General features: G+C 30.8%; 11 protein-coding genes and 2 pseudogenes. 5 read left to right on the top strand and 8 right to left on the bottom strand.

What is annotated here, in order from left to right; genetic code table 11:
* Positions 1-432 precede the first annotated feature (432 nt).
* Positions 433-1,904 (top strand): annotated as a pseudogene (locus tag IPK18_00530) (IS1182 family transposase).
* Between the two features lie 200 nt (positions 1,905-2,104).
* On the opposite strand, the gene IPK18_00525 reads toward IPK18_00530, so the two are convergent.
* The 3 genes from IPK18_00525 to IPK18_00515 are packed head-to-tail and all read right to left on the bottom strand — an operon-like array spanning position 2,105 to position 3,322.
* A complete protein-coding gene (locus IPK18_00525) occupies positions 2,105-2,554 on the bottom strand; it encodes a GIY-YIG nuclease family protein (GenBank protein ID QQR98060.1) in 450 nt (149 codons plus the stop codon).
* On the bottom strand, positions 2,554-3,117 hold the full coding sequence (locus IPK18_00520; protein QQR98059.1) for a hypothetical protein: 564 nt from the start codon (positions 3,115-3,117) through the stop codon (positions 2,554-2,556). The genes IPK18_00525 and IPK18_00520 overlap by 1 nt, the downstream gene beginning before the upstream one ends.
* A gap of 1 nt (position 3,118) precedes the next feature.
* Positions 3,119-3,322 (bottom strand): hypothetical protein, encoded by a 204-nt coding sequence (locus tag IPK18_00515; GenBank protein ID QQR98058.1) that lies wholly within the window; start codon positions 3,320-3,322, stop codon positions 3,119-3,121.
* Positions 3,323-3,783: 461 nt separating this feature from the next.
* Between IPK18_00515 and IPK18_00510 the strand changes: the two genes are divergently transcribed.
* Positions 3,784-4,206: an EamA family transporter gene (locus tag IPK18_00510; protein QQR98057.1), complete on the top strand. Its 423-nt coding sequence runs from the start codon at positions 3,784-3,786 to the stop codon at positions 4,204-4,206.
* A 425-nt stretch (positions 4,207-4,631) separates the two neighbouring features.
* Here IPK18_00510 and IPK18_00505 read toward each other — a convergent pair whose 3' ends face one another.
* From IPK18_00505 to IPK18_00490, 4 genes are all read right to left on the bottom strand, one after another.
* Positions 4,632-5,276, bottom strand: coding sequence for a YdeI/OmpD-associated family protein (locus IPK18_00505; protein QQR98056.1), 645 nt, complete (start codon positions 5,274-5,276; stop codon positions 4,632-4,634).
* A 1-nt stretch (position 5,277) separates the two neighbouring features.
* Positions 5,278-7,353 (bottom strand): hypothetical protein, encoded by a 2,076-nt coding sequence (locus IPK18_00500; protein ID QQR98055.1) that lies wholly within the window; start codon positions 7,351-7,353, stop codon positions 5,278-5,280.
* Between the two features lie 111 nt (positions 7,354-7,464).
* Positions 7,465-10,065, bottom strand: a complete 2,601-nt coding sequence (gene clpB, locus IPK18_00495) for an ATP-dependent chaperone ClpB (protein QQR98054.1) — start codon at positions 10,063-10,065, stop codon at positions 7,465-7,467.
* Between the two features lie 147 nt (positions 10,066-10,212).
* A complete protein-coding gene (locus tag IPK18_00490) occupies positions 10,213-10,908 on the bottom strand; it encodes a YggS family pyridoxal phosphate-dependent enzyme (GenBank protein ID QQR98053.1) in 696 nt (231 codons plus the stop codon).
* 40 nt (positions 10,909-10,948) lie between these two features.
* Here IPK18_00490 and IPK18_00485 point away from each other — a divergent pair, with 40 nt between their 5' ends.
* From IPK18_00485 to IPK18_00475, 3 genes and pseudogenes are all read left to right on the top strand, one after another.
* Positions 10,949-11,392 (top strand): DUF4296 domain-containing protein, encoded by a 444-nt coding sequence (locus IPK18_00485; protein QQR98052.1) that lies wholly within the window; start codon positions 10,949-10,951, stop codon positions 11,390-11,392.
* Between the two features lie 4 nt (positions 11,393-11,396).
* Positions 11,397-12,355, top strand: a pseudogene (bioB, locus tag IPK18_00480) (biotin synthase BioB).
* On the top strand, positions 12,355-13,476 hold the full coding sequence (locus IPK18_00475) for a pyridoxal phosphate-dependent aminotransferase family protein (GenBank protein ID QQR98051.1): 1,122 nt from the start codon (positions 12,355-12,357) through the stop codon (positions 13,474-13,476). Before bioB ends, IPK18_00475 begins: the two are co-directional and overlap by 1 nt.
* A gap of 1 nt (position 13,477) precedes the next feature.
* On the opposite strand, the gene IPK18_00470 is transcribed toward IPK18_00475, so the two are convergent.
* Positions 13,478-13,672: a hypothetical protein gene (locus IPK18_00470; protein ID QQR98050.1), complete on the bottom strand. Its 195-nt coding sequence runs from the start codon at positions 13,670-13,672 to the stop codon at positions 13,478-13,480.
* Between the last annotated feature and the right edge of the window lie 27 nt (positions 13,673-13,699).

Here is a 13,699-nt window from a genome sequence, read left to right as displayed (position 1 = left end):
AATGCCCTATAACGTGCGGCGGATTTGCGAAGTTACGAACTGCAAACGAAGTTTGCAAGTGAAGTAATTTTGCAAATCCGTTGATGTGTTGAAGGTCGAGCGTAGCGAGCCTAAACGCATCATCGGATGTAATCCGCCGCACGATGTGCAAAAGGCGAAGCGTAGCGAAGACTTTTGCACATCGTTTTTGGGCTTGGCGAAGGTGGGGAAAAGAAAGTACCAAAGTTCAAAATTAGTACAAAAGCTAATAGAAAGTACAAATGTTCAGCCTAGCACTAAAGCCCCACTTTTGCCAAACCCATGTGTTTGTTGCACAACGTAAAAATAATGACTTTTTTGATATTTTATATCTTCTGTATAAATAACTATATATTAATATACTTAGAATACTTTTATATAACATATGTTTGTTTATTCTTCGTATATTCGCACATGCAAGGACGCAAATCATTTCAACCTAAAACTATTTTCTTTACTTCTCTGCCTGAGCTCGTACCTCAAGATAATTTCTATAGAAAGCTGAATAATACCATTTCGCTTCATTGGATTTATAAGGCTACTGCTGTGTATTATGGCATTGATGGTAACGAAAGTATAGACCCAGTTGTATTCTTCAAAATACTGCTTGTTGGTTATCTCAACAACATAAATTCCGATAGAAGACTCATCGCTTTCTGTGCTGATTCACTTGCTATTCGTTTGTTTATTGGTTATGATATTGACGAGCCTCTTCCTTGGCATTCTACTATTTCTAGAACTAGACAATTATATGGCGAAGAACTATTCCTTACACTATTTCAACAAGTACTAAAGCTATGCGTAGACAAAGGCATGGTTGCTGGCAAGCGTCAATGTGTAGATAGTGCTTATGTAAAAGCCAATGCTTCTATGGATGCTTTGATAGAGAAACAAGTTGTTGATGATGCTGTATTGTATGCTAATGAACTGAACGAACATAGCGACTTTAAAGTAAAAGCTTCTATGAAAAAGCTGTAGACAAACACCATGCATGGAAAGCTAAAGCATACAAAGATATGCCTGGCAATGTAGTAAATCCTAAACAGACAGATGAGCATGGCAATCTCATTCGTCCTAAATTTACCAGCAACCATACACATGTCAATACAACAGACCCTGATGCTAGAATAGCAGTAAAGCCAGGCAAAGCAAGACAACTCAACTATGCTGCTCAAGTAAGTGTAGACGATAAATATCATGTGATTACTGGTGCTTTGGCAGATTTTGCCAGCAAGAAAGATAGTGATAGTTTAGCTTTAATTGTTGAGCAAACAAGTGTTAATTTATTAGAAAATGATATAAAAATAAAAGAAGTAATTGCCGATGCTGGTTATAGTAGTGGCAAGGCACTAAAGTATTTAGAGCAGAAAAATATAACAGCCTACATTCCTAATTTTGGACAATACAAAAGTGAAAGAGCAGGTTTTGTTTTCAATAGAATAGATAATCAGTATGAATGCCAGCGTGGCAACAAGGCAGTACTGAGCTACAAAGGCATAAAGACAGATAGTAAAGGGTATGAAAAGAAGCAATACAGAAGTAGTGAAAGTGATTGCAAAAACTGTGCATTGAGAGCACAATGTTGTGGCAAAGTAACCAAATACAAAAAGATAGAAGACAGCATAGATAAACCATATTATGATAGAATGCATGAACGTTTAACAAGTAATGAAGCGTATGCAAAGCGTATGGTACGGAAACGGAGTAGCACAGTAGAGCCAGTATTAGGCACGCTGATAAACTACAGAAACATGAAGCGAGTAAATACACGAGGCATACAAGGAGCAAACAAACATGTATTGATGGCAGCAATAAGTTATAATTTACAGAAATACCTGTTCTTTAATAAGCCAAAGCGAAAAATAGAAGCATTAAGCCTTAGTAAAAGCAATAAAAAGGCAAGAAACAGGCTAAAAAAACCAATAGAAGCCTATATTTTTACAAGAAGCGCCACCAGATACCAGAGAACAAAAGTAAAGAAAGCAACAATATATTAATACAAATAATATATGATATATAAATTATGTAAAACTGCCACCAAAAATACCACGTTGTGCAACTGCCACCCTTGTTATGTGGCGTTTTTTTATTTGTTTTTATTCCATTCAAGTTTGTCAATATTTTTGTTTATTAACCATTCTTCAAGCGAAGTTCTCATATAACTTGGCTCAATGATTAAATATGTCAAGCCAAAATACTTTTTATCTTCTAAATACTTTGTTATTTTGTCAAGTTGTGCACCTGTTGCTTTGTTTTTCTTCGTCAAATGTGCCCTTAATCGTTGTCGTGAAATTGTGTTTTTTGCGTGTCCAACATATTTTGGTTTCAAATCATTTTGAGTGTCGCCCAACCACAAGCAATAAACTATAAATTTATTTGAAACATTATGTAATAAATCGGAATTGAGCTTGTCAAACGTTGTTTTGTCAAAGTTTTCATATTTTATTTGATAAACGTTCTGCTTGTCAAAGAGAAACGTTTCTGCTTCTGAAAACTTGGCTTCAATGAAATTTCGGTCAAACTCAAATTGTTTCATTATGATTTTCTTTTTTCTAATTCTTGTTCTAACCAACTGATAAATTTTAGTTTAGTCGGATTGTCTTTTTTAGTTACTTTAAGCATTGAAAGTAATTCGTTGGTCGTAATTGTTTTTAAAAATTCTTTTGTTCCAATTTCTTTAAAACCTTCGTCATTGAACTCTTCTTCGGTTTCGTCAAAATCACTAATGTCAAATGGTTCAACGCCTCTGTTGAAATATGGTGCATTTTCATTCCAATACTTTCTCAATGTTTGATAACAACAACTAAAAAGTGCATCAATCTTTGTTGCTCCTTTGTCTTGAATATTTTCTGCATTGTGAAATTCAAACCTGTAATAATTGTTTTCAGTGATTATTGCTTTTAAGTTGTAAGTTCGTTCAATAATCTGCATTAGAGCAATAAGGTTTTCCCAATTTTCGCTAAAATCTGTTTCTGTTTCGCTTTCAATTTTTTTGATTGTCTTTTCTAAATGTTTGTCAAAAAAATAATCATTATGTTGTAAAACAAATTCTTTGAAGTATAAGTTGATTGCTTTTATTTCTTTGTTAGTTGAAAACATATTATTTTATTATTTCGTCAATAAATTTCTGTAATTCTTCATCCGTTGAAAAATCGTAGTTTTTCAGTCCCGCCATATTTTTCGCTTCCTCAATATCGAATCCAATGTTCACATAATCTTTGAAAGTTGCTTTTCGTCCGAATAAATCGGCTTCTTCATTTTTTAATATTTCAGAATGTTCGTTGTCTGTTAGTTCTTCTTTCATTGCGGTGTTGTTTTAAAATGCCACATAACACACAAATATACGCAATAAATGGAGTTGCGTATATTTTTTTGTTAAAAATATTTTTTCCTTATAATCTTCTTATTATCAATATTGTATGTTAAATATGTTTTTGCGTATTTTAAATATCCTGTCGTAATATTTTATCCATATTTCATTTGTATATACCCAAAATGCGCAACTTGTTTTTTGCTTTTTCTTGAAATTGTTTATTGTCATTGCCTTGAAAAAGGCAATCTTATATTTCTAAGTGTTTAGGAGATTACCACTTTCGTGGTAATGACAATTACTCTTTTATGCAATTTTATACTTTATTTCTTGATTTATTTTTATGTTGTTGAAAACTAAATCTTCGCAAAGTCCCTTTGAAGATAATCTGCTGTGAAAGAAAAACTTTCGTAGCTTTGTTTATTATTAGCTATTTTAAATAAATACATTGTTGTATGAAAACATATCAAATATTTGCACTTATATCTATGTTCTTTGCTGGATTGACAGCTGTGGTTGCGAAAGCTGGATTAAAAAATGTTGCTGCTGATACTGGACTTGCTGTAAGAACTTGTTTTGTATTTGTCTTTGTTTGGCTGAATGTTTTTGCATTTAATCAGATAAAAGATTTTTCAAACTTAACTTTTAAAGATATTACGCTTTTAGGTTTTTCTGCATTGACAACAACTATATCGTGGATATTTTATTATAAAGCAATTAAAATAGGAAACGTATCTGAAGTGGCTTTGATTGACAAAGCTAGTATATTGATAACACTTTTATTGTCGTTCGTATTTTTGCGTGAACAATTTACTTGGAAAATCGGAGTAGGAGCGACCTTAATTTTATGCGGACTATTTGTTATCTCTTGGAAATAAATTTGTACTTTTTTCTTTGCTTATATTTACTTTCTTTTTCTTGATACAAAGAAAGTAACAAAGAATAATCATGGCTTATGAAAAATTAAGCTAAAATAAATGTCATCGCTAAAAGTTTTTTATTCCAAGTAGAGTCTTTCTTATTGACTCTGCTGTGAAAGAAAGAAAAATATTATTGTAAAAATTTCTTACTGAATAAGATTAATTAGAGTCATTGCTTTGAAAAAGGCAATATAATTCTAAGTACTTATGAGATTACCACTTTCGTGGCAATGACAATTACTCTTTTATGCAATTCTAAACTTTATTTCTTGATTCATTTTTATGTTGTTGGAAACTAAATATTCGCAGTGTCTCTTTCAGGAGACTCTGCTGTGAAAGAAAATATCTAAAACTCTTGTCGTTTAGTATATCTTTCATATTATTTACTTATTAGTTTTGTTATTCATTTTGTATTCGTCGTGTAGTCCAATGCCTGCTAGTATTTGCGCTTTGTATTTATTTATTCTGCTGATTCTTGTTGCTGTTTGTTTTGCTTGTGAGAAATTAATGATATATGCTCTTTGTCGCCCAAGTGTTAGTGCATGAAATGCATTTTTAAATGCTTCATCAGCTTCAAAAGCTTGTATTAATTCATTCGGAATTGGTTCTGGATTTTTTGTTATTTTTACTTTTTTATTTTCTTCTTCTAATGAAATTGCTTCTGTAATATAGGCTGATATAATTGCTGCTGTTTTTTGTATATCATCTACATTGGTGTATCTAATGATTCTACTAGATTGTATGTTGCCTTGTTGTTGTAGTATTTTATGTTTGTCTGCAAGTAAAACACCTTTGAAAAAACTAATTACTGTTGATTCTTTGAAAGCATTTATACTTACAATATTTTTTCCATTTTTGGTGTACACAGGAATGCCCCATTTTATTTCTTCTTTCAAGTTTGATTGCAATACAATCGCTCTGAGTAATTTTAATTCAGCTTTCCAATTATTGACTTTGCATTGTGGTGTTGCACCATATTTGCAACGCATACAACCATCAATTAAATATTTGTCTACCGTTGCTTCCATTTTATTTTTTTATTCCAATAATTTTTAAAACATCCCAAATGTTTTTATTCCAGAATTTCCATTTATTGTTTTCCGCTTGCCACTCTTCACGTTCCCAAAAATGTAAGTTCGAAACAGGATACAAGTAACCAAAATTATACACTGTTTTACTTTCCTTTTCTGATGCCACATTTGAAATATCGTATCTATAATTTCTTTGCTGAGATGCCACAATAGATAAAGCTTGTTTTCTAATATTATTGGCTTTGTTCAAATACAATTTGTCTGTGTACTTTATATTGTCTATATCTTTTAATCTTTTTTCTATGATATAGGCTAAAGTATTTTTTCTGTGTTCTGCTCTTAATGTTGTAATATCTAAACTATTGATTAATTCTGAAATTAATTTGTTATTGACATCTACTTGAATTGTATTTCTTAGCTTATTATATTCACTAATAAATATTTCTAAATTATTGATGTATTTGTTTTTTATAAATTGTAATTCAGTTTTATTCGCATCATTCAATATATATTTATAAGCATATTCTGGTCTTGGATGAAATTCTAAATTTAACTTTCCACCAATTTCATCTGTTATAGTTTGTGCCGTAAGTACTTTTATCAATTGTTTATCTTTGATGTATAGCTGTTGCAAACTATCTACCTTTTGTACAAAATTTATGATGTTTTTGTCTTCAATTAATTGTTCTATGTATTCAAATGGTTTTTGTTGTTGATTGGCTTCGTTCCAACACCAACGTGCTATGCTCCAATCAATCAGCCAGTAGTTCCATTCCCAACCAGAAGTAAAAGTAATATGACCATTGATGTTTAAAGAATCACTATACAATATATCATCTAATCTTGTGCTTAGATATGGAGTAAGAAACATTGGCACTGAATTGTCGAATGTAATCCAATAAGCAGATTCTGGGAAATACCAAGTATCTCTGTATTGATTGCTTTCTATCAATAAATTTCTTAAATGCGAAAAATCTTTGTTTCGATACACTGGCGTTGCGCTATCATTTAATCCATAAAACATTACTGTGTGTACAAACAAGGCATAAGCACTATCCATGTCTGTAAATTTTGTCTTCATTGATTTGGCATTAGAAATTAAGTTTTCATCTTTTACTACATGTTTTCTACTTGTTAGTTTTACTTTGTATTTCGATAAATTATCGTACAGCATTTTTTGTTGTGCATATAGTTCTTCTTGGTTTTGGTGTGTAAATTCTGTAGTTGCAAGTTCTACATTCCAAACATCCCAAGGAATTTGCATGAGTGTTTCAATATTTTGTTTTATCTGTTTTTCTCTTTTTCTAAATGATGCTGGAAATTTTTTATACAACTGAAATGCTCGTTGCTGTATCATATGGAAAGATAAATCTGCGCCACAAATAATACCACGTTGGTGTGCGTAATCTACAATATCTTTCATGTATGGTACCCATGTTTCTAATTTTATACTACTCAATAGATTGAATTCAAAATAATTTTGTCCGTTTCTACACAACCAATCTATGTATGTTTTTATTTCTTGTTTGCCATTTGGTGTTGTTTCATCTAGCAATGCTTCTGTAATTTCTAAAGGATGCATGGCATGAATGTGAAAACCAATTTTATCAAATCTTGGTGTAATATATTCATCAAAACTATTTAGGTCTAATGATTTTAAATTTGGAATTTTTATTTCTTTTGCATGATAAAACTGAAATCCAAATTTATTTTGAAGTAGATAATAAATGCCATTGGCTATGCCTTTGTATGATAATGATTGAATGTAAATTGTATTTTGATTATTTTTTTTTTCTAGTTTAATATTAAATGCCTGCGTTTCTTTTGTATTAGATTCATATAATGTTGCATAGCTTTTATTGTTGTCTAATTTTTGAAGAATTATTTTAAAATCTACATTTTTTTGTTGATTTGAAACCGTGATTCCAGCTGATTGTAGTAAGTTGCTTGCATCTTGTATCGTATGGTCTACAATACTGTTTTTTTCAAATGTTTGTTCAATATAAATGCTATTTGCATTAATTTGTAGTGACTTGATTATTAAAACAATCAATAAAAAAAAGTATCTATTCATTAGTGTACAATAAATGTTTATAACCAAAGATATATTTTTTTACACTATCACAGAAATAAAAAACGGTTCGTATTGCTACGAACCGTAAAATGATAGATTTGTATATGCTAATTATTCGTTTCTGAAAATTATATCACCTTCAAAAACATCAGCAATCACTGGTTGGTCTTTTTTTACTTTATCAGCAATTATCATTTTTGAAAGTTTATTGACTAATTCTTTGTTGATTAATCTTTTTAATGGTCTTGCACCATATTGTGCATCGTAGCCTTCTTCTGCAAAATGCATAACCAATTCATCACTATATTTTAGTTCAATATCCATTTGAAGTAATTGTTTTTGTAAATTTTTCAATAGAATTTTAACTATTTCTTTAATGTCATTTGTAAGTAATGGTTTAAACATAATAACCTCATCAATTCTATTGTAAAACTCTGGTTTTAGTACACGTTTGATGGCATCAAGTATTTGTACTTTTGAAGTTTCTGTTGCAGTAAATACATCATTTTCTGTTTTTACATTTTCAAAGTTTTGTTGTATCAAATGCGAACCAATATTAGATGTCATGATGATTATTGTATTTTTAAAATCTACAATGCGCCCTTTGTTGTCTGTTAGTCTTCCATCTTCCAAAACTTGCAATAAGATATTAAAAACATCTGGGTGTGCTTTTTCAATTTCATCTAATAATACAACAGAATATGGATGATTGCGTACTGCTTCGGTTAGTTGTCCACCTTCGTCGTAGCCAACGTATCCTGGAGGCGAACCAATTAAACGTGATACGCTGTGTTTTTCCATGTATTCACTCATATCTATACGCACCATTGCTTTTTCATCGTCAAACAAAAGTTCGGCTAATGCTTTTGCTAATTCAGTTTTTCCTACACCAGTTGTGCCTATGAATAAAAACGAACCTAAGGGTTTCTTAGGGTCATTTAGTCCTGCTCTGCTTCTACGAATAGCATCAGCTACGGCAACAATTGCTTCTTCTTGCCCTACCACACGCTCATGCAAATAATCTTCTAAGTTTATCAACTTATCTTTTTCTGTCTGCATCATTTTTGTCAAAGGAATACCTGTCCATTTTGATATTGTTTCTGCAATATCTTCGGCAGTTACTTCTTCTTTCATCAATCGTTTGCTGTCTTTGTTACTTTGCAGTTCTTGTTCAAGCTCATTGAGTTTTGCTTCGCTGTCTTTTATTTTGCCATATCGTATTTCTGCTACTTTGCCATAGTCGCCGTTTCGTTCTGCTTGTTCTGCAGCTAGTTTTAGATTTTCAATATTTATTTTTTCATTTTGAATTCTATCTACTACAGTTTTTTCACTTTCCCATTTTGCTTTAAATTCATTTCTCTTTTCACTCATTTCTGCAATTTGTTTAGATAGCTCTTCAACTTTTGCATCATCTCCTTCTTTTTTTATAGCTTCTCTTTCTATTTCTAATTGACGTATTTTTCTTTCTAATTCGTCTAATTCTTCTGGCACAGAATCCATCTCTAATCTGAGTTTTGCTGCTGCTTCATCAATTAAATCAATAGCTTTGTCTGGCAAAAATCTATTTGTAATATATCTATTTGATAATTCTACTGCACTGATAATGGCGTCATCTTTTATAGTTACTTTATGATGGTTTTCATAACGTTCTTTCAATCCACGTAAAATGGAAACGCTATCTTCTACACTTGGCTCGTGTACCATCACTTTCTGAAATCTACGTTCTAAAGCTTTGTCTTTTTCAAAATACTTTTGGTATTCATTTAATGTTGTTGCACCAACAGCGCGCAATTCACCACGTGCTAAAGCTGGTTTTAGAATATTTGCTGCGTCCATAGCGCCTTCGCCACCACCACCAGCACCAACTAATGTGTGTATTTCATCAATAAATAATATGATTTGACCATCAGATGAAATTACTTCTTTGATAACTGCTTTTAATCGTTCTTCAAATTCGCCTTTATACTTTGCACCAGCAATTAATGCACCCATGTCTAAAGAATAAATTATTTTTGATTTTAAATTTTCTGGTACATCACCTTGTATAATTCTGAACGCAATGCCTTCAACAATTGCTGTTTTTCCTACGCCAGGTTCGCCAACAAGTATTGGATTGTTTTTTGTTCTTCTTGATAAAATGTGCAATACTCTGCGTATTTCTTCGTCTCTACCAATAACTGGATCGAGTTTATTGTTTTGTGCCAATTGATTTAAGTTTTTGGCATATTTTTCTAATGAATTGTATGTCATATCTGCACTTGGATTATTTACAGTTGAGCCTTTTCTTAATTCTACTATTGCTTGTTTTAGTTTTGCCTCATCAAGATTATTTTGTTTCAATATTTTTGATGTTTCATCATTAACACTCAATAATGCTAATAGTAAATGTTCTATAGATACATATTCATCTTTAAATTCTTTTAAAAGTGAATTTGCTTTTAATAATACTTGCCCTAAGTTTTGTGATGGATATTTTACGCCATCGCCACTTATAGTTGCTTGTTTTTGTAATAAATTATTAATTTCTTGCTCTACTTTTTTGATGTCAGCACCAGATTTTTTGAGTAAAAATGGTGTGATATCTGCATCGTTATTAAGAATTGCTTGCAATAAATGATGTGTATCTAAGTAGGCATGCTTTAGGTCGAAAGCCAATTGTTGCGCTTCGCCTAAAATTTCTTGTGTTTTTATTGTAAAATTATTTGGATTCATATTTATTTAATATTTTATATATGTATAGCAAATAATATGCAAATACAAAATAATTAAAAAATATGTAATATTTTCAGTATTTTATTACAGTTTTCTGACAATATTGGTCGTGTAGGTAATTGGCGTATGACAGAATTACTTGTTATTTTATAATGGAACGTTTGCGGCAACTTTTCTTTCTCTTTCTCCAAAAATAGCACTACCAATTCTTATCATGTTTGAGCCTCTTTCTATTGCAATTTCGTAATCGCCACTCATGCCCATAGATAGTGTATTGAAATAGTCTGCATTGCTAAAATAGTTTGATTTTAATAATTCAAATGTATGCTTCAAATTACTAAACTCATTTTTTATTAATACTTTGTTTTGTGTATAAGTTGCCATGCCCATCAAACCAACAATTCTAATATTTTTCAATTGCTTAAATGCGTCTATGTCTAAATGTTCAATTAATTCTTCTTCGGAAAAGCCATGTTTTGTTGTTTCTGCAGCAATAAATACTTCTAGAAGTATATCAATTACTCTATTGTTTTTTTCTGCTTGTTTATTAATTTCTATTGCCAATTTTAGACTATCTACAGAATGAATAAGTTGTACAAATGGTGCAATATATTTTACTTTATTGGTTTGTAGGTTGCCAATCATGTGCCATTCAATATCTTTTGGTAGTTCTTCGTATTTGTCTACCATTTCTTGCACCTTATTTTCTCCAAATATCTTCTGACCACAATTGTAGGCTTCCAATATATCAGAAACAGTTTTAGTTTTGCTAACTGCAACTAATTTTATATTTTTATCTTTTGAGAGTAGAATTAAGTTTTGTAAATTGTCTTTGTTTATCATGTGGTCATCTTTTTTGAATGTTATTCTTGCTTTGGTTTTGATGTTTTGCGTCTCTGTTACTTCTTGTAAAAATAACTCAAAAAAAATTATTTCTGAAAAAAATATTGTTCCATTAATGGTAGATTTGTTATTATTAGAATCAAATTATTCTTTAGTTAATGTTCAAGCATACAATACAGAAAGCAAAATGATGGATTCATTGTACACATCTATTTTAAAAAAACATCAAACAGACTCCATTCAATTTAGAAAAACAATTGATTATTATTCCAACCATCCAGAAAAGTATTTAGAAATGATGGAAAAAGTAAAGAATAAATTGAATACAATTGATTCGCTTACTATCATAAAATATGGAAAAAATGGCATTGAACCAGTTTCTGCAGTAAATCCATTGGATATACAAAAAGCAATTAAAGATTCTATGAGGATGAAAAGAAAAGAAGAATTGCTAAAAAATATAAGAGATAATAATTTAAAATAATATAATGAAATTAGATCAGATTAGAGAGATTTACAATTTGCCATTGCTTGAGTTAATTTATCAAGCAGCAACAGTACACAGACAATACCACAATGCAAATGAAGTTCAAGTATGTACTTTATTGTCTTTAAAAACAGGTGGATGTCCTGAAGATTGTGCATATTGTCCGCAAGCTGCTCGCTACCAAACAAAAGTAGAAGTTCACAAATTATTAGAGAAAGAAGAAGTATTAGCAAAAGCAAGAGAAGCAAAAGAAAATGGCTCTACAAGATTTTGCATGGGCGCGCATGGCGTGAAGTAAGAGACAACAAGGACTTTGACAAAGTATTGGATATGGTAAAAGGTGTAAATGAATTAGATTTAGAAGTTTGTTGCACTCTAGGTATGCTAAGCGAAGAACAAGCTGAGAAACTAAAAAATGCTGGCTTGTATGCATATAATCATAACATAGATACATCTGAAGAATACTACGATAATATCATTTCTACAAGAACATTTGATGATAGAATAAAAACAATAGGGAATGTGCGTAAAGCTGGAATTAGTGTTTGTAGTGGTGGAATTATTGGCATGGGCGAAGCTGAAAGTGCAAGAATAGAAATGATACATACCTTAGCAAATCTTCCTGAACATCCAGAATCTGTTCCAGTAAATGCATTGGTTGCAGTAGAAGGCACACCATTAGAAAATATGAAAAGAGTTTCTGTCTGGGAAATGGCACGTATGATTGCAACAATAAGAATTGTAATGCCAACAACAATGGTCAGACTTTCTGCCGGAAGAATGGATATGCCAATGAGCGAACAAGCAATTTGTTTTATGGCAGGCGCAAATTCTATTTTTGCTGGCGATAAATTATTGACTACACCAAATCCATCTTATGCAAATGATATGGAAATGTTTGATATTTTGGGTTTGCAAGCACGCGAAGCATTTAAAGAAAACAAGTCAGTAATGAATTGATGAATATAGATGATAGACTAAAAGATTTTTTATCGAAGAGAGTAGCTGAGAATATATTCAGAAGCTTACAAAAGAACGATGATTTAATTGATTTTACTTCTAATGATTATTTAGGATTAGCAAAATCTGCATGGATAAAACAGCAAATCTCTTTTGCAATTAATTCAACTTATAAGTTTCATAAAATTGGTGCAACTGGCTCAAGATTATTAGAAGGAAATTGTACATTGTATGATGAATTGGAAAAAAATATTGCAAAACATCATCATGCTGAAACATCATTAATATTTAATTCTGGGTATAATGCAAATGTTGGTTTGGTAAGTACAGTAGCCAACAAAAATGATGTTATTTTTTATGATGAATATGTGCATGCATCAATACATCAAGGAATTAAATTGAGTGGCGCAAATGCGATTGCATTTAAACATAATGATGTAGATGATTTAGAACATAAAATTCAAGAACATCATGATACGAAGATAAAATTTATTATTACTGAATCTTTATTTTCGATGGATGGCGATATTGCAGAATTGAATAAAATATCAAATATTAGTAAAATGTATAATTGTAATTTAATTGTTGATGAAGCGCATGCAACTGGAATTTTTGGAGAAAAAGGAAGTGGTTTGTGCAATTATTTTGGTATAGAACAAGATTGTTTTGCACGTGTGTACACATATGGCAAAGCATTAGGCACACATGGTGCTGCAATACTTGGTTCATCTACTTTAAAAAATTATTTAATCAATTTTTCAAAACCATTTATATATTCAACAGCATTGAATATTTACGATTTATTATCCATACAATATGCTTATGAATATATAAGTGAATTTCATGCGCCAAAAAATAAATTGTTTGACAATATTCAATATTTTAATAATTTAATGTGTGATGCTACATTGTATTCTGAAAGCCCAATTTTTTCTTACATTGTGCCTAGTTCTGATGCGTGTAAGTTATTGTCAATAAAATTGCGTGAACATGGTGTAAATGCAAAAGCTATTGTTTATCCTACAGTTCCAAAAGGCAAAGAAAGAATTAGAATTATAATGCATAGTTATAATTCAAAATCAGAAATTGAGAAATTGGCTAAAATATTAAATGCTAAATAATTTATTTTATTTCTTCAAAATCTATGTATTCAGCATCCTTGTATTTTGAATCAGTTTGTGGTATGTTTTGTTTTTGCTCGTTGTAAGTTGCGTGCTTGTTTTGTTGTGCAGTTGCTACTTTTGGTTGTGGCAAAAGCAGCTTAACTAATTTATATCCAATAATGAAAATGATTAGATATTTTAATGTGAGTAACATGGTATTTTTATTTTATTTATTGTCTAT

This window comes from Sphingobacteriales bacterium (assembly GCA_016699615.1).
Classification (GTDB): Bacteria; Bacteroidota; Bacteroidia; order Chitinophagales; family JADIYW01; genus JADJSS01.
Note: the sequence above shows the minus strand (reverse complement) of the source record. Positions and strands in the feature narration are given on the sequence as shown.

What these genes read in the sequence shown, in the direction of transcription:
- IPK18_00525 (QQR98060.1), bottom strand. Translation starts at nt 2,554, where the DNA reads ATGAAACAATTTGAGTTTGACCGAAATTTCATTGAAGCCAAGTTTTCA.
- IPK18_00520 (QQR98059.1), bottom strand. Translation starts at nt 3,117, where the DNA reads ATGTTTTCAACTAACAAAGAAATAAAAGCAATCAACTTATACTTCAAA.
- IPK18_00515 (QQR98058.1), bottom strand. Translation starts at nt 3,322, where the DNA reads ATGAAAGAAGAACTAACAGACAACGAACATTCTGAAATATTAAAAAAT.
- IPK18_00510 (QQR98057.1), top strand. Translation starts at nt 3,784, where the DNA reads ATGAAAACATATCAAATATTTGCACTTATATCTATGTTCTTTGCTGGA.
- IPK18_00505 (QQR98056.1), bottom strand. Translation starts at nt 5,276, where the DNA reads ATGGAAGCAACGGTAGACAAATATTTAATTGATGGTTGTATGCGTTGC.
- IPK18_00500 (QQR98055.1), bottom strand. Translation starts at nt 7,353, where the DNA reads ATGAATAGATACTTTTTTTTATTGATTGTTTTAATAATCAAGTCACTA.
- clpB (QQR98054.1), bottom strand. Translation starts at nt 10,065, where the DNA reads ATGAATCCAAATAATTTTACAATAAAAACACAAGAAATTTTAGGCGAA.
- IPK18_00490 (QQR98053.1), bottom strand. Translation starts at nt 10,908, where the DNA reads ATGATAAACAAAGACAATTTACAAAACTTAATTCTACTCTCAAAAGAT.
- IPK18_00485 (QQR98052.1), top strand. Translation starts at nt 10,949, where the DNA reads ATGTTTTGCGTCTCTGTTACTTCTTGTAAAAATAACTCAAAAAAAATT.
- IPK18_00475 (QQR98051.1), top strand. Translation starts at nt 12,355, where the DNA reads ATGAATATAGATGATAGACTAAAAGATTTTTTATCGAAGAGAGTAGCT.
- IPK18_00470 (QQR98050.1), bottom strand. Translation starts at nt 13,672, where the DNA reads ATGTTACTCACATTAAAATATCTAATCATTTTCATTATTGGATATAAA.